This is a genomic window from Mycobacterium sp. 4858, from assembly GCF_900240975.1.
In the GTDB taxonomy this organism is placed as follows: Bacteria; Actinomycetota; Actinomycetes; order Mycobacteriales; family Mycobacteriaceae; genus Mycobacterium.
This window is the reverse complement of the sequence record NZ_LT968776.1, coordinates 2414492-2438086: the sequence shown is the minus strand read 5'-3', so window position 1 is coordinate 2438086 and position 23595 is coordinate 2414492. Positions and strand designations below refer to the sequence as shown.

Here is a 23595-nt window from a genome sequence, read left to right as displayed (position 1 = left end):
TCAGTATCCGCTGCTGAGTCGAGGCACCGCGACCGGCGCCGGCGCGATGCGGTGGCGCAGCTCACCGATATGCTCCACCGCGAGTCGAACGACGTCACCGGGCTGCAACCATCCGCGGAAACCCTGAGGGTTCAAGACGAAGTGTTCGAACAGGCAGCCGGATTCGACTGTGCCCGAACCGATGACATCGCCGGGCCGCAATTCGGTGCCACGTGAGGCGTAGGCGATCATGTCGGGAAAGCCCCAGTCGATGGTGTTCATCCGACCCCGACTAACGAGGTCGTCATTGACATACGCCGTCATCTCCAGATCGAAGGCGTTGGCAGATCGGTAAGGTTCGAGCTCGTCCGGGGTAACAAGGTAGGGCCCGATCGTGTTGGCGGTGTCCTTGCCCTTCGCAGGACCCAGCCGCAAGGGCATCTCGTTGACTTGGAGGTCGCGGGCGCTCCAATCGCACAGCACCATGTAACCGGCGATGTGGGACTCAGCGTCAGCTGGGTCTATGTCCGACCCGGCAGTGCCGATGACGGCCGCCACTTCGAGTTCGAAGTCGAACTGGGTGCTATCGGGTGCCATTGGTATATCGTCGTAGGGGCCGAGCCGGGTATTGGGGTTGGTGAAGTAGAACGGCGGAAACTGTTGGTGCCGTTCGTCGACCGGCATGCCGACAGCGTCGGAGAGATTACGTAGGTGCTGGAGGAATCCGGCGCAGTCGCGAATCGAGCGCGGCTGCAACGGGCTACGGACGTCGACGTCGACCACGGCAATCGTGTCGTGCGGCGATTGCGCCAGTCGGCGGCCCTGTTCATTCAAGTCACCGTGCTCAAGCAGGTCAATCATGGTGACCCCGGCCGCGAAGGCGTGGACATGGGATCCGTCGACGATGCCGACACGATCCCCGCCGTTACCGGTTCGGTAGGTGGTGAACTTCATGTCACTGCACCGCCCACGACGCGAGGGCGGCGTCGGTTTCGGCTTCGGCTTCGGGTTCGCCTTCGGGACCGACGATGTCGTGCAAACGACTCGAAAGGTCGTCGAGCTGACCGGAATCGGCGGCTCCGCCGAAGACGTAGCGGTCAGGGCGGACGACGACCGCGTGCACGTTGTGCTGATTGAGCCAACGCCGCGTCGCGAGGTCCAGGTCGGTGATGGTGACGGCGCCGAGGCGTTTCCACGTGCGCCGGGTGAACTCTTCGACGCCGTTGACCACTGACGGGTCACCGACCACTGCGAAGCGGTATCCGACGACGTCATCGAGACGCCGGCCGTTGGGTAGCCGCGGTTGGATGCTGAGAACGCCGGCGACACCACGGGTCTCGCCGTGTACCCCTGCGCCCAGGGTTGGCGTAGGAAAGGGCGCTTCGATGAGCGAGGGTACGTCGTTGAGATCTCCGGGCTGTTCGGCCAGGTGCTCGACGGCATTGGCCGCCGCAGCGGCGGCCTCGGCATAGACGCGGACATGCGGCTTGCGCTCGCTTTCGTACGTGTCGAGCAGTGAATCAGGTGCGCCGCGCAGCCGCGCGGTGATCTTCCACGCCAAATTCATGGCATCGCGGATTCCGGAGCACATGCCCTGCCCGAGGTGGGGTGTCATCTGATGGGCGGCATCGCCGGCGAGAAAGAGTCTGCGGTCGCGCCAACGCCGGGGCAACAGGGACTCCCACCGGTAGACGTCGGCGCGCAGAATGCGATAGGACCCGGCTTCGTAGTAGGGCTGCAGCAGGTCGTACCAGCGATTGGGCTCTTCGAAGTCGGCGGTGCGGTCACGGGCGTTGAGCAGGAATTCGAATCGGACCATGCCTCCAGCGCCGGGCACGACAGTGATCGGATTGGGTGCCGTCGCGCGCGTATAGGTGAAGATTGCGGGATTTTCGGTGCGTTCGGTCGGCAGGATGTCCAAGATCAGGGAGCGATGAGTGGCGTGGAGATCTTCGACGTCGGGGCTCACCAGTGTCCGCACCATGGAGCGGGCGCCGTCGGCGCCGATCACATACCGAGCGGTCAGGGTGTGGTCGACGTCTCGCCGGTCGTTGCGGAGCACCACCTCTACTCGGGCATCTGTCTGGCTCAGAGAGCGTGCTCGCCAGCCGTACCATGAACTTGCAGTGCCGAGGGTGTGCAGGTTACCTCGGAGGAAGTTTTCGAGGTCTGGCTGGAAGAACTGGTAGTCGCCGAACCATCCTTGTTCGGTCGGCCGAGTACGCCAGGCGAAACTCTGCACGAGTTGTCCAAAGGCGTTGAAGAATTGGTAATTTCCGGTGTCTTGACGGTGCCATGCCGGTTCGAGATGGGCGGCGCCCAGCGTTTGGAACGTTCGCATCGTCTCGTCGTCGATGTGAGTTGCCCGAGGATGCTGTGCCGGCAGTCGGAACGGATCCACCACCGCCACGGATGTTCCGCTGCGGGCAAGTAATGTGGCTGCGGTGAGGCCCGTTGGACCCGCTCCGAGGACGATGACGTCAGTGGTTTGCGCGGTCATGGTTACCGCCTCCTGATGTGACGGGGCGGACCGTGGCTACGGCGGCACGCGTGATCTTTCCGCGGATCTTCCTCTGAGCCAAAGCTTCTGTGAGAAGGTCGAGTGCGGGATCGGTGGTCTGTGAGGTGGAGTAGTAGAGCGTCGAATCGTTCAGGCAGCACGCGACGGCGAATTGGCCGGGGGTGTCGATCTGATCGAGAACGTCGTTGCCGCGGACGCGGACGAACCGTTCCCCGGTGGTGGTGGCGACCCATATCGAGCCGTCAGGTGCGGGCCAGATGCCGTCGGGCCGGTGACGCTGGTCGAACAGGTGGGCCAGATCGGTCCACACCCGCCTGTCGATTAGTTGTCCCTGTGCGCCGATGTCAAAGGCGGTCAACCGGTTTCCGTGTGTTTCGGCGACGATGAGGGTGGAGTCGACGATGGCCAAACCGTTGGGGAACTGGAGTTGGTCAGCGGCGACGGCCACCGTGGCGTCGGGACCCACGGTCAGCAATCTGCCGACAGGCCTGCCGCTGTGCGGGTCGGGGCCCATGTCATCGACGTACAGTCGGCCGTCGGGTCCGCCGACCATGTCGCCGAGCCGGTCGCGAGCGAAGGCGGACAGGTCGGCATAGACCGAGAACGTCTCGTCGACGAAGACGTCGATGCGTTTGTCGCACCACCGGGCGGCCGCCAGTCGGCCATCGGGCAGAAACCACAATCCGTTGGTGGGGCTGTCCAGGTCGCGACGTGTGACAGCGTGTGACACGGTGTCGATGGTGACCAGCTGCCCAGCCTGCGTGTCGGAGATCCACAGTTCGTTGCCGAAGACGCGAGGCGACTCGCCCCATCGCAGGTCGTCGTGGAGGATGTCGGTGCCCATCAGACAGCGCCCTAAGCACCGGCCGCGGGAGTGGTTGCCGCGGCGGCGAGTTGGGTGCGCAGTGTGCCGACCCCTTCGATCTGACTGACGATCCGCTGGCCCGGGGAGAGGAAGCGTTTGGGGGAGCGCGCGAACCCCACGCCGGAGGACGTGCCCGTGAAAATGAGATCTCCAGGTCGCAGCTCGACCACTGTCGAAAGGTGGGCGACCAGTTGGGGAACGGTGAAGATCATCTTCGAGGACCGGAAGTCTTGGACCACCTCGTCGTCGACCGTGCATCGCAGCGCGAGGTCGTCGCGATCTTCCAGTTCGTCTGGTGTGACCAGCCACGGCCCGGTGGGTCCGTACCCGGGATAGGACTTGCCGAGGCTGAACTGTGGGTAGGGCATTCCTGCCAATTGCCGGGTGCGATCCGAGAGGTCCTGACCGATCGTGACGCCGGCAACATAATCCCAGCCGTCGGCGGGTGACACTTGGTGAGCGGCGCGACCGATCACGAGGACGAGTTCCACCTCCCAGTCGGTCGTGGTTTGCGCCAGCTGCACTTCGACGTCGGGGCCGACGATGCAGGAGGGGAACTTGGTGAACACCGAGGGAAAGTCGGGAATCTCGAGATTGGCTTCTTCGGCGTGATCGAGGTAGTTCAGCGAAATTGCGAACACTTGAGACGGCCGGGGGGAGGGGGCATTCAGACGCTCGGCGGAAACGTCCCCGCCGCCGTAGGCGCCGTAGGACCGGCCCCACTCGGTGAAGTCATCCCAGACGCGATAGATCTCGGCGACGTCAGAGCCAAACCGCCCGTGGCTGGCTTCTTCGACGTCGACGGCCTTCCCGTCGACGAAGGTCGTCAAGCGGTTCTGCATCGATGCTACGAACATAAGAGTCCTTCCTGCTGATGTGTGGAATGTGCGGGTGACGGGATCGCCGGACTCGAATCTCCCCCGGCGCGGGAATGTCAGGTTCGTGTCACGGTCACGGGCAGGGACGCCAACCCGCGGACAGTGTTGTTGAGGTGGCGGCTCACAGGTCCGTCGACGGTGAATCTCTCGACGCGACCGGCCAGGGCGGCGAGCAGTGCATGGGCTTCCATCCGGGCGAAGGCTTGTCCGGCGCAGGCATGCAACCCGTATCCGAAGGCGACGTGGTCTCGCGCGTCGCGACCAATGTCGAATGTTGCGGCCGTGTCGCCGAAATGGCGTTCGTCGCGGTTGGCTGAGCCGTACATGATGAGTACTCGATCACCGGCCGCAATCTGCACACCGTCCACCTGTGTGGCGGCCGGTGCGACGCGCGTGAAGTATTGCACGGGGCTTTCGAAGCGCAGCACCTCGTTGAACGCGGCGGGGATCAGTGCGTGGTCGTTTCGGACTGCGTCCCACTGTTGCGGGTGCCGGGAGAATAGCCACACGGCGGACCCGATCGAGTTGACGGTGGTGTCCATGGCCGCTGCGGTGTATGCCGCCAGGAGTTGCGGTGCGTGCGCGCGGTCGATCTTGCCGGCATCGGCTGCCTCGTAGACGGCACGGCCCATGCTGCCTTCGGCGAGTTCTGCCGGTTGAACGGTGTGGGCCCACTGGAACATCTCGCCGAGTGCGGGGAGCGATGAACGCATCCGATGATTGGCCGGTCCAAGCGAGTTGAACATCGCGTCGCCCCAGGGCAGAAGCCGCGGACGCACGTCGAGGGGGATGCCGAGGAGGTCGGCGACAATCGACGGAGGAAAGACCTGGGCCAGGTCGGTGACGGCATCGAAACTGCCTTTTGCCACCAGCGCGGTGACGAGTTCTTCTGCTTGAACCCGGATGTGATCGGTCAGCGATCGGATGGCACGGGGACTCAAGCTCTCGGTAAGAACACCGCGCAGCGCGTCGTGCAGCGGAGGATCTGACGCAAGGACGGTGTCGACCGACATCGTGTTGACCTCGCTGTTGAGACCCACTCCCTGAGCGGCGCTGAACCGTTTCCAGTCGTAAAGGACCTCGCGCACGCCGGCGTAGCGCGGTATCGCCCAACAGTCGATTCGCTTGAGCCACAGCGCCGGTGCTTTATCGCGGAGCGCCCGGAACGTCTCGTAGGGATCGTCGAGATTCTGTTCGGAGAACAAGTCGACGTCGGAGAGGCTCGCGAGTGTCATTGAGTGGCTCCTGAAAAGACGGTGGGTAGGGGGTTGCCGGCGACGCGGTGCAGTCGTGAGATGGGGATGCGCTTGTTGATGGCCAGCGCTCCGTTGGGATTGCCGCCCTGAGTCCAGTGGACGAGGGCGTCGAGTTTTGCGACGGATCCCTCGACGACCAGCGGTTCACCTCGAAAAGGCATGCGTCCGCCCATTTTCATGGCCAGGGAGAACTGGTCGGTCCAGAAGTACGGCCGCGGAACATGGGGGATGGCCGCGTCCCCCAGCAGCAGCGCCGCGGCAGCCACGCGGGCTTGATCGATGGCATTCGACCAGTGCGGAGTGCGACGCGGTGGCTCGCCGAAGGCGGCGACGTCACCGGCGGCGACGATGCGATCGCTGACGCGACACCGCGAGTCGATCACGACTCCTGGGCGGCACCTCAAAGGTGATGACTGCAACCATTCGACGTTGGGGACATCCCCGACGGCAGACACCACGATGTCAGCTTCGAGAACGGTGTCCGCGATGTGGACCGCGAGACGTCCTGCACGGTCGACTAAGCGGGCGCCGTCGGGATGGATCCGAATACTCACGCCGTGCGCTTCAGCTTGCTGTGCGACGAGTCGGGATACGAACGTGCCACAGTGGCTGAGCAGCGGCGGCTCATCCGTCGCGACGGTGGTGTGCAAGCCCAGGCCGGCTGCGACGGAGGCGATCTCCATACCCAGTACGCCGCCACCGACGATGACGATGGACTTTGCTTCCTGCAACACGGCACGCAACTGGCATGCGTCGTCTAGTGAGCGGACGACGCGTTCCTTGATCCCGGTCGCATTCCTGCCAAGATCGACGAGGGTCCGGGCGCGCGATCCCGTCGCGATCACCAGCCCGCCGTAGGCGACTGCACGGCCACTGGCCAGCTTTATCTCGCGCTTTTCCACATTCAGCTCCGCTGCGGCGTCGCCGCGCAGGTATTGGACGCGTGGGCAATCCAGTTCCGGCAACAGCGTCGACTCTGGGGAAGCAGCACCGGTCAACACCGCCTTTGACAGCGGTGGACGTGCGTAGGAGGCGCCGTCCTCGGCGTCGATGAGAATGACCGGCCCGCGGTGGCCGAGTCGCGATAGCTCCTCCACGGCGGTGATGCCGGCGACCGACGCCCCTACGACCACGACGGTTTCTTCGAGCTCAATCATTCTGGGCCTCAACGAGAGTCAATGCCGCGACGGGACAGCTGCGCACAGCCTGCCGGGCCATGTCCTCCTGCCCGGCAGGAACTTCGTCGCCGAGGACTTCCAACACGCCGTCCTCCGAGAGTCGGAGCAAGTCAGCCGCACGCTCCTCGCAGAAGCCATAGCCCTCACATCTGATCCGATCCACGGCGACCTTCACTGTTGAACTCCTCACTTCTTTCGCGCTTGGTGAGCAGCTTCACAGCCGCTACCGCCACCTGTCAAGAAGAATTAGAATTTTGATTCTTGTTTCTGGAGCCGGTCGGCGCGCTGGCCGGTCTTACGATGGGGGTCATGACCGCTACCCGCACCACGGTGAGCCCGCCAAAACAGGCTCGATCACGCAAAGCGTGGGCCCGCGTGCTCGAAGCCGGCGTCGGCATTCTCGAAACCACGAGCCTCGAAGAGTTCACCATCGCAGCCGTCTGCGAACGAGCGGGAGTGTCGGTGGCCGCGATCTATTCGCGGGTGCCGAACAAGGACGCGTTATTCCTGGCGGTCTACGAGTACGCGCTCGCCCAAATGGCCTCTGAGAGAGCAGTTCTGGAACGTGAGGCGGCGTCTTACGACGAGCTGTCGACCGAGGACTTGGTCTGCCTGGCAGTCACCACCGTCGCCGATCTGTTTCTGTCGCGCACAGGGCTCATACGATCCATCATCTGGCTGTCCGCTTCGCATTCGGAGGTCCGGGCCCGTGGATCACAATGGATGACCGAACTAGGCAATGTGGTCACCACTTTGCTCGCGCCTCGGATCGACGAGTTTCCGGGCGCAGACCCTCACCACATGCTCGACACTTGTTACCGCACGATCTGGGCGTCGGTCGCCATGCACGTCGCATACGGGGCAAACTTTGCCGCAGAGCGACGCCTCACCGATGAAGACTTCAAGGCCGACCTACGCGAACTCGCCCTCAGGTACTTGCTCTGTCGGCCATCAACGTGATGCTGCTCCGACACTGCTGCCACCGCTGACAACCAATCGTCAACCCGCCGGAGCACGCGCCGCAGCACACATCTCGTGTTGCGGCCGCCTACGAGGGCTGCTGTCGCGTTGTTCCCCGCATTGCGTCCCGTCGGGCGAGTAGACCGTGTGAAGGTCCGCGCGCCGTGCTCGACGCGGGCGGTGACGGCTGGACCGTTGCGCGACGCGGCCGAGTCATCGCGTTCGTCGGCAGCAACCTGATGAAGTTCGGCCCGGTGCTGGGCGAGCTGCTCGCGCGGGCGGCGCTGGAAGACGAGCTGCCCGACGAGTTGACCGTTACGTGAGTCGGCCCGAATTCACTTCAGCGAGTAGCGGATCGGCAGGTGCTTGAGGCCGCCGACGAATGTCGTGGCCATCAGCTCCGGCGCGCCGGCCAGCTCAATCGACCTGATCCGCGGGACCAGCTCGGAGAAGAAGCTGTTGATCTCCATCCGGGCCAACGCGGCGCCCAGGCAGAAGTGCACGCCATAGCCGAACGACAGGTGTTTGTTGGGGTCGCGCGCGACGTCGAATCGGAACGGGTCCGTGAACACGTCCTCGTCGCGGTTGGCCGAAACATAGGACAGCAGTACCGATTCACCCTTCGCGATCGGCACCCCGCGCACCGCGGTGTCGGCCTGCGCGGTGCGCATGAACTCCTTGACCGGCACCACCCAGCGGATCATCTCCTCGACCGCGGTGCCCATCAGTCCCATGTCCTTTTGCAGCCGCGCCAGCTCACCGGGGTTCTCCAGCAGCGCCAGCATGCCGCCGGCGATGCCCGCGCTGGTGGTGTCGTGGCCGGCGCTGGCCACGATCACGTAGTACGACGCCGTGTCCATGTCCGACAACGGTGCGCCGTTGATCGTGGCGTTGGCGATCGCCGAGGCCAGGTCCTCGGTCGGGCGCTCGCGGCGTGACGCGGTGAGCGCGGCGAAGTAGTTGAAGAAGTCCAGCAGCACGGCGAGCATGTCCTCGGTCGTGCCACCCCGCTGGAACTCGGTGTCGTCACCGCCGAACATCTCCTGGGTGAGCTTGAGCATCCGCGGGAAGTCGGATTCCGGCAGCCCCAGCAGCGACAGGATCACATACAGCGGGTAATTGACGGCGACCTCCTGGACGAAGTCGCACTCGGGCCCCTTCTCGACCATTTTGTCGACGTAGATCCTGGCCAGCTCGTCGACGCGACACTTCAAGTCCCGCATCACCTTCGGCCTGAACCAGTCGGCGCCGATCTTCCGCATGTCGCGGTGGTGGGGGTCGTCCATGTGGATCAGCGTGCGCAGGCCGATGCCCGCCTCCATCTGGGCGCGCAGCACGTCTTCGCCCTCGGAAACCATCAACAGTGGGCGCGGATCGTTGGTGAACAGGTCATTCTGCCGTTCGATGTCCATCACGTCGGCATGCTTGGTGATCGCCCAAAACGGTTTGTAGCCTTCGACATCGACCCAGGAGACCGGGGCGTGGGCCCGCAGGTAGGTCAGCGCCTGGTGCAACCGCTTCTCGTCGGCGTAGGCCGACGGGTCGGCCAGAACCCGCGCGGCCTCGTCCATGATCCGGGTGCTCATACGGTTCTCCTCAGGTGCTGTTGCCGAGTCGGGGCTTCGCCCCTCCGGGCCGGCGGCGATCGCCGCGTTGCGTTGATGTTCGTCGCTCGGGGGGCACCGGTCAACACCACATTTCACGGTCGGCCCGCGGCCGGCCGCCAGCGTTGGAAAGGCTTTCCTTCCTGCGCCGCATCACCCAGGATTCGCCCGAATTTAGGGACGTTTGGCCCTAGGTCCGCGCAGTGGGGTCTCGGAATACTTGGGCGGCTTGATGATTACCGTCCGGCTTCTGGACGTGTGGAGGTAATGCATGACTGCTGAGGCGCCGCCCACCCCTGCCCTCGAGGCCCGTCGGCCTTTTCCCGCCCGGATGGGGCCCAAGGGCAACCTGATCTACAAGGTCATCAGCACGACCGATCACAAGATGATCGGCATCATGTACATGGTCGCGTGCTTCATCTTCTTCTTCATCGGCGGCCTGATGGCGTTACTGCTGCGCCTCGAACTGGCACGGCCCGGGCTGCAATTCTTGTCCAACGAGCAGTACAACCAGCTGTTCACCATGCACGGCACGGCGATGTTGCTCTTCTATGCGACTCCGATCGTCTTCGGATTCGCCAATCTGGTGCTGCCCCTACAGATCGGTGCGCCCGACGTGGCGTTTCCACGGCTGAACGCGTTGTCGTTCTGGCTGTTCGTCTGCGGGGCGCTGATCGCGCTGGGCGGCTTCATCGTTCCCGGGGGTGCGGCCGATTTCGGGTGGACCGCCTACACGCCGCTGTCCGATGCGGTGCACAGCCCCGGCGTGGGCGGGGACCTGTGGATCCTGGGGGTGGGCGTCGGCGGTCTGGGCACCATTCTGGGGGCGGTCAACATGATCACCACCGTCGTGTGCATGCGCGCGCCCGGCATGACGATGTTCCGGATGCCCATCTTCACCTGGAACATCCTGGTCACCAGTGTGCTTGTCCTGGTGGTCTTCCCACTGCTGACGGCCGCGTTGTTCGGGCTGGAGGCCGACCGCCGCATCGGCGCTCACATCTACGACCCGGCCAACGGCGGGGTGATCCTGTTCCAGCATTTGTTCTGGTTCTTCGGCCATCCCGAGGTGTACGTCATCGCGCTGCCCTTCTTCGGGATCATCTCCGAGATCATCCCGGTGTTCTCCCGCAAGCCGCTGTTCGGCTACACCACTTTGGTGTACGCGACGCTGGCAATCGCCGCGCTGTCGGTCGCGGTGTGGGCCCATCACATGTATGCCACCGGAGCGGTACTGCTGCCGTTCTTCTCGTTCATGACATTCCTGATCGCGGTACCGACGGGGATCAAGTTCTTCAATTGGATCGGCACCATGTGGAAGGGGCAACTCACCTTCGAGACCCCGATGCTGTTCTCGCTGGGCTTCCTGGTCACCTTCCTGCTGGGCGGCCTGACCGGGGTGATGCTGGCCAGCCCGCCGCTGGACTTTCACATCAGCGACACCTACTTCGTGGTGGCGCACTTCCACTACACGCTGTTCGGCACCATCGTGTTCGCCACCTACGCCGGCATCTACTTCTGGTTCCCGAAGATGACCGGCCGGTTGCTCGACGAGCGGCTGGGCAAGCTGCACTTCTGGCTGACCCTCATCGGCTTTCACACCACGTTCCTGGTGCAGCACTGGCTGGGCAACTCCGGGATGCCGCGCCGCTACGCCGACTACCTGCCCACCGACGGGTTCGCGACGCTCAACTTCGTCTCCACGGTGGGCGCGTTCATCCTTGCCGCCTCGGTGTTGCCGTTCGTGTGGAACGTGTTCAAGAGCTGGCGCTACGGCGAGCCGGTCTTGGTGGACGACCCGTGGGGACACGGCAACTCGCTGGAGTGGGCGACGAGTTGCCCACCGCCGCGGCACAACTTCACCGAGCTGCCCCGGATCCGTTCGGAGCGCCCGGCTTTCGAGCTGCACTACCCGCACATGGTGGAGCGGATGCGCGCCGAGGCGCACGTCGGCCGCGAGCATGTCGCGAGCGTGGCGGTCGACACGGACACCGCCACAGCGGGCGAGCTCCGCTGACGGGCTAGTCGCCGGGCTGACCGCGGTCCCCGCCAATGGTGTCGCGGACCGCGGTCAGCCGTGCGGCGCGTCGGAGATCTTGGTGTCGGGCTTGCCCAGCGTCTGGCAGTACGTCAACGCCGAGAGTCGAGTGGCCGAGATCTCGGCATTGGACGGGTCGGTGCCGTTCTTGTCCTTCAGCATCTTGCTGACCTCGTCGTTCTGCTTCTTCTCGTCCTGCGTGGTGAAGTCCTTGCACTTGGTGTCGCCGCCGGTGTTGATGACCTGCGACGCCGAACACGCGCTGGACAGCAGTACGGCCATCGCGAACATGGCGGCCGCGATTTGCTTCATCGTTTGCCTTCCTCGAGCCGAGTAGTGGTATCTGTACACCAAATCAAGCGATTTGAAACCCCTACATCCGATTTGCCCTGCGGCTTTCCCGGTTTGCGCCGAGTGCATTTCGCGCGTGAGTGGGAATAACTGCCTCGCCCGCATCGTCGTTGAGGCGGTCGACCGGGGTCCACCCGCCGCGCGCGCCCAGATTCGAGGAAAGGAAACGACAGTGTCCCCGTCCGACGGTCCAGCGCAGTCGACATTGGTCACGACGAGGGCCGGCGGCCCGCTCGCGGCGCGGGGCGTGTTCGCCGGAGTGCTGGTGCTGTTGTTGTCCGTCGGCTGGGTCGCCAACCACTTCGTCGCATTGATGCCGTTGCTGAGCGTTCGCCGGCATCTGAGCGCGGCCACGCTCGACGCGATCTTCGGTGTCTATGCGCTGGGATTGCTGCCCGGTCTGCTCGTCGGCGGGCGCGCGTCGGACGCGTTCGGGCGGCGATCGGTGGCGCTGGCGGGCTCGGCGACCGCGGTGGCGGGGACGATTGCGATGCTGTGCTCACAGCAGTACGACACGCTGCTGATCGGGCGCCTGATCGTCGGGCTCGGGGTCGGGCTGGCCATGAGTTCCTGCACGGCCTGGGCGTCGGATATCAAAGGTCCCGCCGGGGCGGCCGCCGCCGGGGCGGTGTTGATGGCCGGTTTCGCGATCGGCCCGTTCGCGGGAGCGGTGATCGCGGGAATCGGGCCCGCCGGCATCCAGTTGTCGTTCGGCGTCGCGGCCGCCATCGGTGTGGCGGCGATGCTCGTTGTGGTCGTCACTGGACGGCGCCCGGAGGGCGCCGCCAGGTCGAGCGCCGAGGTATGGGAGCCGTCGACGCCCGCCGAGCAGGGCGCGGCGCGGGCGTTAAGTTGGGCCATGCCCCTGGCGCCATGGGTATTCGCCTCGGCGACACTGGGATTCATCGCGATTCCCGGTCGCGTGCACACCGGGCTGGCGGCTCCGATGGCCGCCGGCATGGCCACGCTGCTCGTCAATGGCGTCAGCGGGCTGATCCAGGTGCTCGCCCGGGCGCGCCGGTGGGGGCCGCAGGCCGGCACCGCGGGCGCGGTGCTCGCCGCGCTTGGCTACGCGGTCACCGCGCTCGCCCCGGCGGCCATGCCGCTGGCTCTGGGTGTGCCGCTGTTCCTAGTGTTGGGGTGCGCGTCCGGCCTGTGTCTGCGCGAAGGGCTGATCGATCTGGAGGCCGCCGCGCCGAAACGCCTGCGCGGCGGGCTCGTTGGTGCGTTCTACGTGGTGACGTACATCGGTTTCGGGCTGCCGCTGATCTTGACGACGGTCGCCTCGACGGTGTCGGCGACCATCCTCGCGGTGATGGCGGCACTGGCGTTGCTGACGGCGGTGAGCCGGGCGGTTCGACTCCGAGGCGACGCTCATCGCCAGGGCTAGCGCGTCGGCGCTCAGACGAGTTCGCGCAGCGTCTCGATCAGCTTGATCCGCTCGGCCGGTGTGGACGCGATGGGTGCGACGTTGAGGGTGGTCACCCCGGATTCGGCGAACGCGGCCACGCGATCCCTCACGAATTCGCGGCTGCCGATCAGGTTCACGTCGCGGACGAGATCGTCGGGCACCGCCTTGGCGGCGCCGTCCTTGTCGCCGGCCAGGTAGAGCTCCTGGATGCGGTCGGCCTGCGGCCCGTAGCCATACTTGGTGGCCAGGGCGTGGTAGAAGTTCTTGCCCTTGGCGCCCATGCCGCCGATGTAGAGGGCGAGGTGGGGTTTGACGAATTCCCTTAGCGAGTCCACGTTTTCGCCGATGGCCAGCGCCGGGCCCGCGAAAACGTCGAGCTCTCCCAGGCTGGGGTCCCGCTTGGCCCGGCCGGTGGCCAGCGCCTCCCCCCAGACGTCCTGGGCCTTCTCGGGCAGGTAGAAGATCGGCTGCCACCCCTCGGCGATCTCGGCCGCGAGTTCGACGTTCTTCGGCCCGAGCGCCGCGATCAGTATCGGGATGCGTTCTCGGACAGGCTTGTTGATCAGCTTGAGGGGCTTGCCAAGCCCGGTGCCCTGCCCGGCGGGTAGCGGGATCGTGTAGTACTTGCCCTGGTGCTGGACGGTCTCGCGGCGCCACACCTGGCGGCAGATGTCGATCACTTCGCGGGTGCGGGCGATCGGTGCGTCGTAGGGGACACCGTGGAAGCCCTCGATGACCTGCGGACCGGATGCGCCCAGCCCCAGGGTGAACCGACCGTCGGAGACGTAGTCCAGACCGGCGGCCGTCATCGCGGTCAGCGTGGGCGTCCTGGTGTAGAGCTGCATGATCCCGGAGGCCAGTCCGACCCGGTCGGTGCTGGCGGCCAGGTAGCCGAGCGCGCTCACCGCGTCGAACGAATACGCCTCGGGGACGAAGACGATGTCGAGGCCGGCACGTTCGAGGTCGGCCACTTCGGCGGCCACGTCCTTGAAGCCGCCCGCATAGTTGATGCCCAGTCCGATTCGCATGTGGGCCTACGCGGTGGTGAACTCGTCGGCCAGTTCGAGCGCCTCCCGCTGGATCCGTTCGAACTGCGCACCCATCGCCTCGGACAGCGCCTTCGCGCCCGATAGCGGCCGGACCATCACCATGAAGTCGTCGATGAGGCCGTCGTCGTTGAAATGCAGGAAGTCGCAACCGGTGATCGTGACTCCGGGCGCCCCGGCGATGCCGGTCTCGAACACGAACGCGTGGTCCCGGCCGCTGCCGTCGTGAATCTCGCGGACGTACCGGAAGTCCTCGAAGATGCGTAGCACGCCGCGCAGGATGGCCGCCGTCATGGGCTTGCCGACGTAGGGCTTGAACGCCACCGGGCTGGTGAACACCACATCGTCGGCCAGCAGCGCCTGGATGCCCTTCTCGTCGCGTTCTTCGACCGCCTTGCGGAAGGGATGCATCCGACACCTCGCATTTCGTTTCGCCAAGTGTCGTTGACGCTATGCCGTCCACCGCGACGTGTCCATAGTGCGATTAATCACTTTGTTGACTACTCATATCGTTGTAGCCTTTTTCGGTGTCGCTGCGTGATGCGGTATTGGCCGCCCTCCTCGAGGGCGAGTCATCCGGGTACGACCTGGCCAAGGACTTCGGCGCGTCGGTCGCGAACTTCTGGATGGCCACCCCGCAGCAGTTGTACCGCGAACTGGACCGGCTTGCCGAGCAGGGTCTCATCCAGGCGCGCCTCGTGCAGCAGGAACGCCGGCCCAACAAGCGGCTGTTCTCACTGACCGACGCCGGCCGTGACGCGATCCGGGAGTTCACCGGGAAACCACCCAAGCCGTTGGCGATGCGCGACGATCTACTGGTCAAGGTGCAGGCCGCGGACATCGGCGACACCCCCGCCGTGCGTGAATTCATCAGCGAACGCCTGCAGTGGGCGACGGCCAAACTGCAACGCTACGAACGGTTGCGGGCGCGCATCCTCGACGGTCGCGACGAAGAGCAACACCTGGCGCACGCCGAACGGGTCGGCCCCTACCTGACGCTGCTGCGCGGAATCGCGTTCGAGGAAGAGAACATTCGATGGGCCGAGCGCGCGTTGGCCGTCATCGAACACCGGCTCTCCGCGGGGGTCAAGAAGGCCCCGAGCTCACCGCGTCACCGGGCTGCCGCTGACCGAGCAACTCCTCCTGGCCGACCTCAGGCACGTTCCCCTCGTCGGTGAACCGTGCGCGTTTGCCCGGCTTCTTCGGCGTCTTCTGCGGCGCGGCCGCACCGTCGGTGGGGCGGTGACCGTTGGAGGGCAGGCCGACGGCCTGGCCGGCCATGTCGATGGCCTTCTCGGTGTACACCCGGTAGCCGAAGTTCGGTAGGTAGCCGTGGATCTCGGGGGTGTCCAGATCGCGCATGAACTGCAGGATTTCGCGGCTGAACAGCTGGCCGGGCACCAGCACCGGAAAGCCCGGCGGGTAAGGCGTCACGTACGTCGCCGACACGACGTCGGATCCCGCGTCCAGCCGCTCGTCGATCTGATCGCCGGTCAGGTATTCGCAGTTGGTGTCGTCGTAGGAGAGGTAGAACCCGCGCCGGACGTCTCCTTCGGGCGTCGGTCCGCTCCCGGCGTGGTCCAGGAATGCGGGATGGAAGCCGCTGAAATCAGGCAGCGGCAAAGACATTTCGGTGAGTCGGTAGACCGCCCGCTCGAAGTGTTCGCGCTCGCCAAGGCTCATCTCGGAGATGTTCTGGTCGAGTTCGGTGGCGATGTTCACCAGAACCTCGACCAGGAACGCGACCGAGCTGCGCGTGGTGCCGATGTTGGTCATGAACAGCACGCTGTTGCGCGACGTCTTGTTGATCTGGATTCCGTAGCGGTCCATCAGCTGCTGGCGTTTGAAGGTGTCGCCGTCGTACCCGGTGCGCCCGATGAACAACGTGATCCGCGACGGGTCGAGCACGAATTCGTCCTTTTCCCAGGCCGCCATCATGTTGCGCAGCCCCGATCGCAGCGGCTGCGCGATGGCCGACGGCCGGAACGGCTCCGGGATCAGATCCGAGGTGCGCAGGCAGCGCATGTACTTGCTGAGCAGCGGATGGTTGTCGATCGCGTCGCGCAACTGCATCGCGTTCTCGATCTGCCGCTGCACCAGCTCGACCCCTTCCAGCGCCACCTGCCTGCGGCCCAGGTCAAGCGACGCCAGGATCTGGTAGTTGGGCGAGGTCGAGGTGTGGGCCATGTAGGCCTCGTGGAACGGCTCGGCGACTTTCTGGTCGAAGTCCTGGTCGTAGACATGAATCATCGATCCCTGCCGCAGCGCGGTCAGCGTCTTGTGTGTCGACTGGGTGGCATACACCCGCACCCGGGCCCGCGCCGGGTCCGGCATCAGCCGGCGGTCCAGAACGCCGTCGTCGCCAGGGGTTTCGTCGCCGCCGGCGGCCAGATACTCCTCGTAGCGCTGCCGGTAACCGGGGTCCTGCAGCCGCTCGCGCAACGCCCGTGCCGAGGCCATCGCGGTCCGCTTCCGGTAGACCGGGTGGAAGCGGGCGAACGCGAACCATGCCTCGTCCCACAGGAACACCAGGTCTCCCTTGATGGCCAGGCACTCTTCCATCACGCGCTCGACGTCATAGACGATGCCGTCGAAGGTGCAGTTGGTCAGCGACATCATCTTGACCCGGTCGAGTTTGCCGGCGCGCTTGAGCTCCAACAGCTTCGACTTGATTTCGCGGAGCGGCACCGCGCCGTACATCGAGTACTCGTTGAGCGGATACGCCTCGAGGTACACCACATTCGCACCGGCCAGCATCATTCCGTAGTGATGCGACTGATGGCAATTCCGGTCCAGCAGCACGATGTCGCCGGGCGCCACCAACGCCTGGGTGACGATTTTGTTCGCCGTGGAGGTTCCGTTGGTGACGAAGTACGTGTGCCGCGATCCGTAGGCCTGCGCGGCCAGCTGTTGCGCCTCACGTAGCGGCCCGGTCGGCTCGAGCAGCGAGTCGAGGCCTCCGCAGGTCGCCGACGTCTCCGCCATGAACACGTCCAGGCCGTAGAAGCCCACCATGTCCCTGATCCAGTGCGAGTTGACGATCGACTTGCCCTGCGAGATCGGCAGAGCGTGAAAGACGCCCGTGGGCCGGTGGCTGTACTCCTTGAGCGCGCTGAAGAACGGCGTGCGGTAGCGCGCCGCCACGCCCTGCAGGATCGAGAGATGCAGCTCGAGCATGCCTTCGCGGGCGTGGAACACCCGGCGGAAGTATTGGCCCAGCCGCCCGGCGATGTCCTCGACCTCGATTTCGGTCATCAGGTAGAGGTCCAGCTCGGGCCGTAATCCGGTCAATGAGATCGCCAGGATCTGCGCGCGTTCTTCGGGTGTCTGGTGATCGTTCAGCTCGTCGGACACCGCGGTGTCGACGAATTCGGACAGCGCCGACAGGTCGCGGGTCGACTGGTGTGAGAAGCGCCGCCGGATCACCACCGCCTGCAGGTTGACGTTGAGCCGCGCGGCGATGAGCGCCTCGTCCCCGCTGGACACCACGACGAGCTCGTAGACGAATTCGTCGTCTGGGCGCCGCCATTTGCGAACCTCGTTGCGCAGCGCGCGTTCCTGGTCTTCCGTCATCTTTTCGACGACCAGCACTTCGAAGTAGGGGCGGTCGCGCGGTGATGCCGGTTTGTGCTCGATGAGCTGGCGCGGATCGGTCGGGAACATGTCGAGTTCGTCGGCGCCGGCGTTGTCCACGTCTCCCGTGCGGTAGGACTCGGTGGTCAGCGCCCGGTTGACCTGCGCGACGGCCTGCGCGAACTTGTCGTGGTGGCCGGCCGTGAAAAGCCGCTGGATACGGGCGAATTGGGGCGCACCGGGGTAGGCCCAGTAGGGCTCCAGGGTGCTCAGGCGCGCCAGCAGCTCCTGGCAGGCGTTCGCCCACTTGTCCTTCAGCGTCCCGGTGGTGGTCGGTCGCATCAGCCGATCCGCGGCCTCCTCCAACCGGCACCACGAGTCGCTACGAACCTGCCACAGGCTGTTGTAGGCGCGTAAGTGCTCTGTCATGGCCGCCCTTTCCTCGCCGCGGCGGCTCCTTGGTCCCGCAGCGTCGGTTCAGGCTTGCAGACCCAATCCGCCCGCCGGTGACCGCAAGACAAACACTCAGCGTCCGTCACATGACGGCCGCGAGAGCACCGGGTGGTGCCGCAGCCCGCCGAGGGCTACCTCCACGCGAAGACCGGTTGCTCCAGCTCGTCGACCGGGTCGTGACGACCCTCCAGACACCACCACCGCAGCTGCAGCAGCACGGCACCCGTGGGGGCGTGAATCAGGTCGTTGCCCAACGGGATCTGCACCACCGGGCGGGGGCTCTCCGGGATCGAGATGAATCGCGGGGAATCGTCGCGCTGCAGCTGGTGTAACCCCACCCGGTATACCGCCACCACCTCGTCGGGCGCCGGCCGGGGATCCAGGCGACCGCCGCCCCAGATCACGACCGGCGTGATGACGTACCCGGACCGGGTCGGGTAGTCGTCCATCAGGCCGAGCACGGTCGAGCCCGGCAGGTCGATGTCGACCTCCTCGCGCATTTCCCGCAGCGCCGCGTCCACCGCGGTCTCCCCCGGATCGAGCCGGCCACCGGGCAGCGCCCATTGCGCGGCGTGAGAATTCAGGCGAGACGCCCTGCGGCACAATAGAAACGCCGCACCGCCGGATACGCCGACCATCCTGCCGTCAAGGCCGGGTTCCGGCATCGGGCGGCCACCGATCCACTCGTCCACCGGCGCCGGATCCACCCGGTCCTCGCCGGGGGTCGAGTCGACCAGCACCACGGCGACCGCCGCGTGCCGCCTCGTCGGGTCGGTCACCTCGCGACGGCCGTGGGCCGCCAGGTGGTCCCTGATCCGCTCGCGCAGCGCCTCGTCGTACGGGATCGTCACGGTTCGAGACTATGCGGGTGTCTCCGGCACCCCACGGACTGCCGCCGGAATGACAAACCCCGTCCCGGCCGGGTACCCCGGTGAACGCTCCGCGGCCCGGTGTCGTAGGTGTGCATGGATGAGAGGAGACGAATGAAGGTCATCGGTTTCGAAGAGCACTACAAGCTCCCGGCGATAGGCGAAGAACACCAGAACGCGGCGACCGGACTGCTGAAGGAGGCGGGTTACGGCTCACCGGGGGCCGAAGGGGAATGGCCGCCGGGCATCAACGACCTGGGCGAGGGCCGGGTCGCCGCGATGGACGCCGCGGGCGTCGACATGCAGATCCTCTCGCACTCCGTCCCCGGCCCCGAGACGCTGGAACCCGCGAGGGCCGCCGAGCTGGCCCGCCGGGCCAACGACGCGGTGGTGGCCGCCATCGGCCGGCACCCGGACCGGTTCCGCGGCTTCGCCGCCCTGCCGATGCGCGACCCGGCGGCGGCCGCCGCCGAGCTCGAACGCACCGTCCGTGATCATGGCTTCGTGGGTGCCCTGATCAACGGTCACATCAACGGCCGCTATCTCGACGACACCTTCTTCTGGCCGGTTTTCGAATCCGCCGAAACACTGGGCGTGCCAATCTTTTTGCATCCCACGATGCCTCCGCAGCCGGTCATCGACGCTTACTACGCGGGCTTTGACCCGAAAGTGTCGGCCCGGTTGGCCGGCGCAGGGGTGGGCTGGCATCTCGATACGGGTGTGCACTGCCTGCGGCTGATCCTGGGCGGGGTGTTCGACCGGTTCCCCCGGCTGCAGATCGTCGTCGGCCACCACTTCGAGGCGCTGAGCTGGATGGGATGGCGCACCGACTACTCGTTCACGCCAGAGGTGACCGGCCTCAAGCGCACCGTGAAGGAATACCTTCGGGAGAACTTCTACGGCGGCATACTCGCCGGCGACTTCTTCACCCAGGAACCCGGTGCGATGGATCCCAGTTGGAGTCTGTCGTTCAACGCCTACCTCGCGATGGTGAACGTCATCGGGATCGACCGGGTCGTGTTCACGGCCGACTACCCTTACGGAAACATCAACGCCTGCCGGCAGTTTCTCGATCGGATGCCCATCAGCGAAGTCGATCGGGAAAAGATTGCCCACCGCAACGCCGAGCGCCTGCTGAGGCTCTGAGCCACCGGGTGATTCGGCGGGCCGTCCGTCACAGCGGGGTCGCCCGATCCGGCCCGTGTGATTAACTGCGACGGTGCAAAGAGAACCGGTGCTGGCGCGGCGCTTCTTCGACAGGTTCGAGCCGGTGCATGCGGTGACATATTTCGCGCCGGAGGCGCGTGCGGCGCTGGACGGGTTGGGCTACCGCGGCTTCTGGATGGGCTACTTCGCGGCCCGGTCGGCACCGCTGGGCATGGTGCCGCGCGAGGTGGTCACCGCCGTCTTCTACAACTTCGCCCCCGAACGGGTCGCCAAGGCGCTGCCGGCGGCCTGGCAGGTCGCCGGCCCCGACGCGGCGTTGCGCGCCCGGCAGGAGTCCGCCGTCGCCGCGCTGCGCCGCTACGGACTGGACGCGGACCAAAACGTCCGAACGGCAGCGGATTTGGCGGGGAAGGCGGCACGGCAGGCGCCGCTCGACGGCCGTCCGCTGTTCGCCGCGAACCTGGCGCTGCCCTGGCCGGAGGATCCGCTGGCCGCGCTATGGCACGCGACGACGCTGTTGCGCGAGCACCGCGGCGACGGGCACGTGGCGGTGCTGGCCGCCGCCGGCATCTCGGGCCGGGAATCCAACGTCCTGCATGCCGCCGCGGGCGGGGTGCCCCGCGAGTACATCGCGCGCACCCGCGATTACGACGAGGCCGCGTGGGCGCACCACGAGCGGCGCCTGGCCGAGCGAGGACTGCTCGGTGATGGCGGCTCGCTCACCGCGGCCGGCCGCGAACTGAAAGAGCACATCGAACGGTCCACCGATGCGCTTTCCCTGTCGGCGCTTGACGCGCTCACCGACGACGAGGTGGAAACGCTGTTCCGCACGCTCACCCCGATCACCCGTGCCGTGGTCACCGGGGGCGATGTCCCGGACCTCACTCCGATGACCTTGCGCCGCGACGAGTTGCACGACGACAGCGCGCATTTGACTTCTTAGCCGCCGCCGGCGAGCCCGCCTGATTGCCACGCTGAACCCGGTCGGACGCTGCGCCGGCTGCCCGGCTTGCCGGAGGAGCCGCGCATCATCGCCGTCGACAACGGCTCGACCGAGCCTCGCCGGCGTGACCGCCGGCATCACCGTCGAACCTGAACGGCGGGTTAGCCTGGCTCGATGACCAGTCAGCGGGTACCCGGCGGAGTCGTACACGAGCTTCCCGCGGACCTGCGCGACTCGCTGATCGCCAACGCCGCGGCGCTCGCCGCGTGGAACGACATCACACCGTTGGCCCGCAACGAGTTCATCTGCTGGGTAGAGGACGCCAAGCAGGAGGCGACCAGGCGGCGCCGCATTCGCCGGACCCAGGAGGAGCTGGAAGAGGGCAAGCGCCGGCCGTGCTGCTGGCCGGGGTGCAAGCACCGCGAGCGCACCGGCAAATGAGTTCGCTGGTCAGCGGCCCAGCGACTTGTAGAACACCAGGCCGTTGCCCTTGTTGTCGTAGACCACGGCGCGGCGTTCGTGCGCGTCGTCGTAGGGGGCTTTGACGATGCCGCCGCCGCTGGCCTCCACCGCCTTGGCCGCGGCGTCGACGTCGGCGGTCTTGATACCGACGACGACCTGACCCGGTATGGGATGGTCCACGGACGTCGCCAGCGCGAGCGTGACCGGGCCGCCGTCGAGGGCGGCGAAGTGCGCTCCGTCGCGGAACTTCAGCGGCATGCCCAGGGTCTCGCTGTAGAACCGGATCGACTCGTCGAGGTCATCGGTCGACAGGACGATCATCTTCACTTCGTGGTCGCTCACGGGGCCTCCTCTGGCGCTGGATGGCATACAGACTAGGCCGCGCAACCCGCCAGGAGAAGGGGGCGGCAGTGGAATGCGCCGCGCGCTGGACACGTTGCGCGGCAGCGTCGTTGACGAATTCGGCCCCCCGCGGCGGGCGAGTGTCAGGTGTGGCCGGCCGGAACGACCTGCCCGTCAAGGTAATCCATCGGCGGTCCGTCCCCGTGCCCGGCGTCGCGGTCGGCCACCGCGGTGGCCAGGGCGGTGCCGTCCTGAATGGTTCCGACGATTTCGACGTGGTCGTTGACGGTGAAATGCGGTGCGGCGCTGCCGGGTTGGCCGTGAGCGATGAGTGTGGTGTTGGGGGTGACGCGATAGGTCTGGGTGTAGCCGTTCGCGCTGCGCGCGGTGACCGAGCCCTCCGACACGGCGATCACCGTGCCCTCCTGCCGCACGGGCTGGGATGCGGCCGGCGGCTCCTGGCTCGCCTCCACAGTGCGCTTCTCGTCGTGGGGCGCGTTGAGCACCAGGACCGCACACGCCGCCGCACACACCATCGAGGCCGATACGACGTCACAGAGGCCTACCACGGCCGACCGCCGGCGCGCGGCCAGATCAGCTGACGGTCTTTGCTGCGGCGTCGCGGTCATTCGATGCTTGGCACTCACGATCAATCCTTCCCTGCGGTTTCGCGCCGAGGAAAGTCGGTGCGTACCGAGTCAGGTTGTTGCTCGTGGTTTTACCCCGGGTCCGGCGCCGATAAACCGATCCGGGTCCCGCGCCGGCGCGTCCGGATGGTCAGCCCTTGACGAGGGTGAACTGCGCGACGTCGGTGTAGCCCTCGCGGAAGAGGTCGGCGCAACCGGTCAGGTACTTCATGTACCGGTCGTAGACCTCTTGGGACTGGATCGCGATGGCCTCGTCGCGGCGGGACTCGAGCGCGGCTGCCCAGGTGTCGAGGGTGCGTGCGTAGTGCAGGCGCAGCGGCTGGTACAGACCCAGGCCGAAGCCGGCCCGCTCGGCGTGCTCGACGACGTTCTTAGCTTGCGGCAGGTCACCGCCCGGGAAGATCTCATCCATGATGAATTTCATGAACCGCAGTTTCGTCATGGTGATGGGCAGCCCGCGCTCGGCGAATTCCTCGTCGCTGGGCTTGATGATCGTGTGCAGCATCATCACCCCGTCGGCGGGCAGCGCCTCGTAGGCCATCTTGAAGAAGTCGGGGTAGCGGTCCCGACCGAAGTGCTCGAAGGCGCCGATGGACACGATCCGGTCCACCTTTTCGTCGAACTGCTCCCAGCCCTGCAGCAGCACCCGCTTGCTGCGCGGGCTGGGGTGCTGGTCCAAACGCTGCTGCACGTGTGCCTGCTGGTTGCGGCTCAGGGTCAGGCCGACGACGTTGACGTCATAGCGCTCGAGCGCCCGGACGATGGTGGTGCCCCAGCCGCAGCCGATGTCGAGCAGCGTCTGACCCGCTTGTAGCCCGAGCTTGCCCAGCGACAGGTCGACCTTCGCCAACTGCGCCTCTTCGAGGGTCATGTCGTCGCGTTCGAAGTAGGCGCAGCTGTAGGTCCGCGTGGGGTCCAAGAAGAGCGCGAAGAAGTCGTCGGACAGGTCGTAGTGCGCCTGAACGTCCTCGAAATGCGGCTTCAGGCTTGTGGGCTCACTGCGGTTTTCCGGCACAAACAACCTCTGACATCGGTGGGGCTCAGCGGCGTGC

Annotated in this window: 23 protein-coding genes and 1 pseudogene; 8 read left to right on the top strand and 16 right to left on the bottom strand. The window is 66.0% G+C overall.

Translation table 11 applies throughout. From position 1 onward, the window contains the following. From C1737_RS19965 to C1737_RS19935, 7 genes are all read right to left on the bottom strand, one after another. Positions 1–933 carry a fumarylacetoacetate hydrolase family protein gene (locus C1737_RS19965; protein WP_102419273.1) on the bottom strand — a complete coding sequence of 311 codons (933 nt, stop codon included), beginning with the start codon at positions 931–933 and terminating at the stop codon, positions 1–3. 1 nt (position 934) lies between these two features. Beyond that, positions 935–2479: a bifunctional 3-(3-hydroxy-phenyl)propionate/3-hydroxycinnamic acid hydroxylase gene (locus tag C1737_RS19960; RefSeq protein ID WP_102419272.1), complete on the bottom strand. Its 1545-nt coding sequence runs from the start codon at positions 2477–2479 to the stop codon at positions 935–937. Then, the gene (locus C1737_RS19955; protein ID WP_102419271.1) at positions 2460–3344 is read right to left on the bottom strand and encodes an SMP-30/gluconolactonase/LRE family protein; all 885 of its coding nucleotides are present in this window, start codon (positions 3342–3344) and stop codon (positions 2460–2462) included. Before C1737_RS19955 ends, C1737_RS19960 begins: the two co-directional genes overlap by 20 nt. A gap of 11 nt (positions 3345–3355) precedes the next feature. After that, on the bottom strand, positions 3356–4222 hold the full coding sequence (locus tag C1737_RS19950; protein ID WP_102419270.1) for a fumarylacetoacetate hydrolase family protein: 867 nt from the start codon (positions 4220–4222) through the stop codon (positions 3356–3358). A 77-nt stretch (positions 4223–4299) separates the two neighbouring features. Beyond that, a complete protein-coding gene (locus tag C1737_RS19945) occupies positions 4300–5448 on the bottom strand; it encodes a cytochrome P450 (RefSeq protein WP_158243985.1) in 1149 nt (382 codons plus the stop codon). A 26-nt stretch (positions 5449–5474) separates the two neighbouring features. Then, entirely contained in the window at positions 5475–6656 is a 1182-nt protein-coding gene (locus C1737_RS19940; protein ID WP_102419268.1) for an NAD(P)/FAD-dependent oxidoreductase, read from the bottom strand. After that, positions 6649–6852: a ferredoxin gene (locus C1737_RS19935; RefSeq protein ID WP_102419267.1), complete on the bottom strand. Its 204-nt coding sequence runs from the start codon at positions 6850–6852 to the stop codon at positions 6649–6651. Before C1737_RS19935 ends, C1737_RS19940 begins: the two co-directional genes overlap by 8 nt. A 134-nt stretch (positions 6853–6986) precedes the next feature. Between C1737_RS19935 and C1737_RS19930 the strand changes: the two genes are divergently transcribed. Both C1737_RS19930 and C1737_RS19925 read left to right on the top strand, forming a co-directional pair. Further along, a complete protein-coding gene (locus C1737_RS19930; protein ID WP_158243984.1) occupies positions 6987–7637 on the top strand; it encodes a TetR/AcrR family transcriptional regulator in 651 nt (216 codons plus the stop codon). Between the two features lie 105 nt (positions 7638–7742). Continuing rightward, positions 7743–7960, top strand: a pseudogene (locus C1737_RS19925) (FAD-binding oxidoreductase); the annotation flags it as partial. Positions 7961–7972: 12 nt separating this feature from the next. On the opposite strand, the gene C1737_RS19920 reads toward C1737_RS19925, so the two are convergent. After that, positions 7973–9223, bottom strand: coding sequence for a cytochrome P450 (locus C1737_RS19920; RefSeq protein WP_102419265.1), 1251 nt, complete (start codon positions 9221–9223; stop codon positions 7973–7975). Positions 9224–9512: 289 nt separating this feature from the next. Between C1737_RS19920 and ctaD the strand changes: the two genes are divergently transcribed. Beyond that, on the top strand, positions 9513–11258 hold the full coding sequence (gene ctaD, locus C1737_RS19915) for a cytochrome c oxidase subunit I (protein ID WP_102419264.1): 1746 nt from the start codon (positions 9513–9515) through the stop codon (positions 11256–11258). 54 nt (positions 11259–11312) lie between these two features. On the opposite strand, the gene C1737_RS19910 is transcribed toward ctaD, so the two are convergent. Then, a complete protein-coding gene (locus tag C1737_RS19910; RefSeq protein WP_067926345.1) occupies positions 11313–11591 on the bottom strand; it encodes a hypothetical protein in 279 nt (92 codons plus the stop codon). 244 nt (positions 11592–11835) lie between these two features. Between C1737_RS19910 and C1737_RS19905 the strand changes: the two genes are divergently transcribed. After that, complete coding sequence (locus tag C1737_RS19905) at positions 11836–13020, top strand: MFS transporter (RefSeq protein WP_369807567.1); 1185 nt, start codon at positions 11836–11838, stop codon at positions 13018–13020. A gap of 11 nt (positions 13021–13031) precedes the next feature. Here the strand turns inward: C1737_RS19905 and C1737_RS19900 are convergent, their stop codons facing one another. Together C1737_RS19900 and C1737_RS19895 are read right to left on the bottom strand one after the other, a co-directional pair. Continuing rightward, on the bottom strand, positions 13032–14069 hold the full coding sequence (locus C1737_RS19900) for an LLM class F420-dependent oxidoreductase (protein WP_067926339.1): 1038 nt from the start codon (positions 14067–14069) through the stop codon (positions 13032–13034). A 6-nt stretch (positions 14070–14075) separates the two neighbouring features. Continuing rightward, positions 14076–14498 (bottom strand): nuclear transport factor 2 family protein, encoded by a 423-nt coding sequence (locus C1737_RS19895; RefSeq protein ID WP_068098076.1) that lies wholly within the window; start codon positions 14496–14498, stop codon positions 14076–14078. Positions 14499–14614: 116 nt separating this feature from the next. On the opposite strand from C1737_RS19895, the gene C1737_RS19890 reads away from it, so the two are divergent. Beyond that, positions 14615–15265, top strand: a complete 651-nt coding sequence (locus C1737_RS19890) for a PadR family transcriptional regulator (RefSeq protein ID WP_068098077.1) — start codon at positions 14615–14617, stop codon at positions 15263–15265. Here C1737_RS19890 and C1737_RS19885 read toward each other — a convergent pair. Both C1737_RS19885 and C1737_RS19880 read right to left on the bottom strand, forming a co-directional pair. Beyond that, positions 15174–18089, bottom strand: coding sequence for an aminotransferase class I/II-fold pyridoxal phosphate-dependent enzyme (locus tag C1737_RS19885; protein WP_102419263.1), 2916 nt, complete (start codon positions 18087–18089; stop codon positions 15174–15176). The genes C1737_RS19890 and C1737_RS19885 overlap by 92 nt on opposite strands. A 155-nt stretch (positions 18090–18244) precedes the next feature. Then, positions 18245–18964 (bottom strand): CoA pyrophosphatase, encoded by a 720-nt coding sequence (locus C1737_RS19880; protein WP_067926328.1) that lies wholly within the window; start codon positions 18962–18964, stop codon positions 18245–18247. Between the two features lie 132 nt (positions 18965–19096). Between C1737_RS19880 and C1737_RS19875 the strand changes: the two genes are divergently transcribed. The 3 genes from C1737_RS19875 (at position 19097) to C1737_RS19865 (ending at position 21533) form a co-directional block, all read left to right on the top strand. Then, positions 19097–20128 carry an amidohydrolase family protein gene (locus C1737_RS19875; RefSeq protein WP_199182880.1) on the top strand — a complete coding sequence of 344 codons (1032 nt, stop codon included), beginning with the start codon at positions 19097–19099 and terminating at the stop codon, positions 20126–20128. A 73-nt stretch (positions 20129–20201) separates the two neighbouring features. After that, positions 20202–21092: a hypothetical protein gene (locus C1737_RS19870; RefSeq protein WP_102419261.1), complete on the top strand. Its 891-nt coding sequence runs from the start codon at positions 20202–20204 to the stop codon at positions 21090–21092. A gap of 174 nt (positions 21093–21266) precedes the next feature. Then, a complete protein-coding gene (locus C1737_RS19865) occupies positions 21267–21533 on the top strand; it encodes a YdeI/OmpD-associated family protein (RefSeq protein WP_067926321.1) in 267 nt (88 codons plus the stop codon). Between the two features lie 9 nt (positions 21534–21542). Here the strand turns inward: C1737_RS19865 and C1737_RS19860 are convergent, their stop codons facing one another. The 3 genes from C1737_RS19860 to C1737_RS19850 all read right to left on the bottom strand — a co-directional run bounded on the left by C1737_RS19860 (position 21543) and on the right by C1737_RS19850 (position 23558). After that, positions 21543–21896: a VOC family protein gene (locus C1737_RS19860; RefSeq protein WP_067926318.1), complete on the bottom strand. Its 354-nt coding sequence runs from the start codon at positions 21894–21896 to the stop codon at positions 21543–21545. 143 nt (positions 21897–22039) lie between these two features. After that, a complete protein-coding gene (locus C1737_RS19855; RefSeq protein WP_102420038.1) occupies positions 22040–22543 on the bottom strand; it encodes a hypothetical protein in 504 nt (167 codons plus the stop codon). 130 nt (positions 22544–22673) lie between these two features. Beyond that, positions 22674–23558 carry a cyclopropane mycolic acid synthase family methyltransferase gene (locus tag C1737_RS19850; RefSeq protein ID WP_102419260.1) on the bottom strand — a complete coding sequence of 295 codons (885 nt, stop codon included), beginning with the start codon at positions 23556–23558 and terminating at the stop codon, positions 22674–22676. Between the last annotated feature and the right edge of the window lie 37 nt (positions 23559–23595).

Excerpts from the sequence above, each read along its gene's own strand:
- C1737_RS19930 (WP_158243984.1), top strand. The coding sequence starts at position 6,987 with ATGACCGCTACCCGCACCACGGTGAGCCCGCCAAAACAGGCTCGATCA.
- C1737_RS19910 (WP_067926345.1), bottom strand. The coding sequence starts at position 11,591 with ATGAAGCAAATCGCGGCCGCCATGTTCGCGATGGCCGTACTGCTGTCC.
- ctaD (WP_102419264.1), top strand. The coding sequence starts at position 9,513 with ATGACTGCTGAGGCGCCGCCCACCCCTGCCCTCGAGGCCCGTCGGCCT.
- C1737_RS19875 (WP_199182880.1), top strand. The coding sequence starts at position 19,097 with ATGAAGGTCATCGGTTTCGAAGAGCACTACAAGCTCCCGGCGATAGGC.
- C1737_RS19940 (WP_102419268.1), bottom strand. The coding sequence starts at position 6,656 with ATGATTGAGCTCGAAGAAACCGTCGTGGTCGTAGGGGCGTCGGTCGCC.
- C1737_RS19900 (WP_067926339.1), bottom strand. The coding sequence starts at position 14,069 with ATGCGAATCGGACTGGGCATCAACTATGCGGGCGGCTTCAAGGACGTG.
- C1737_RS19960 (WP_102419272.1), bottom strand. The coding sequence starts at position 2,479 with ATGACCGCGCAAACCACTGACGTCATCGTCCTCGGAGCGGGTCCAACG.
- C1737_RS19950 (WP_102419270.1), bottom strand. The coding sequence starts at position 4,222 with ATGTTCGTAGCATCGATGCAGAACCGCTTGACGACCTTCGTCGACGGG.
- C1737_RS19965 (WP_102419273.1), bottom strand. The coding sequence starts at position 933 with ATGAAGTTCACCACCTACCGAACCGGTAACGGCGGGGATCGTGTCGGC.
- C1737_RS19885 (WP_102419263.1), bottom strand. The coding sequence starts at position 18,089 with ATGACAGAGCACTTACGCGCCTACAACAGCCTGTGGCAGGTTCGTAGC.
- C1737_RS19920 (WP_102419265.1), bottom strand. The coding sequence starts at position 9,223 with ATGAGCACCCGGATCATGGACGAGGCCGCGCGGGTTCTGGCCGACCCG.
- C1737_RS19955 (WP_102419271.1), bottom strand. The coding sequence starts at position 3,344 with ATGGGCACCGACATCCTCCACGACGACCTGCGATGGGGCGAGTCGCCT.
- C1737_RS19865 (WP_067926321.1), top strand. The coding sequence starts at position 21,267 with ATGACCAGTCAGCGGGTACCCGGCGGAGTCGTACACGAGCTTCCCGCG.
- C1737_RS19895 (WP_068098076.1), bottom strand. The coding sequence starts at position 14,498 with ATGCATCCCTTCCGCAAGGCGGTCGAAGAACGCGACGAGAAGGGCATC.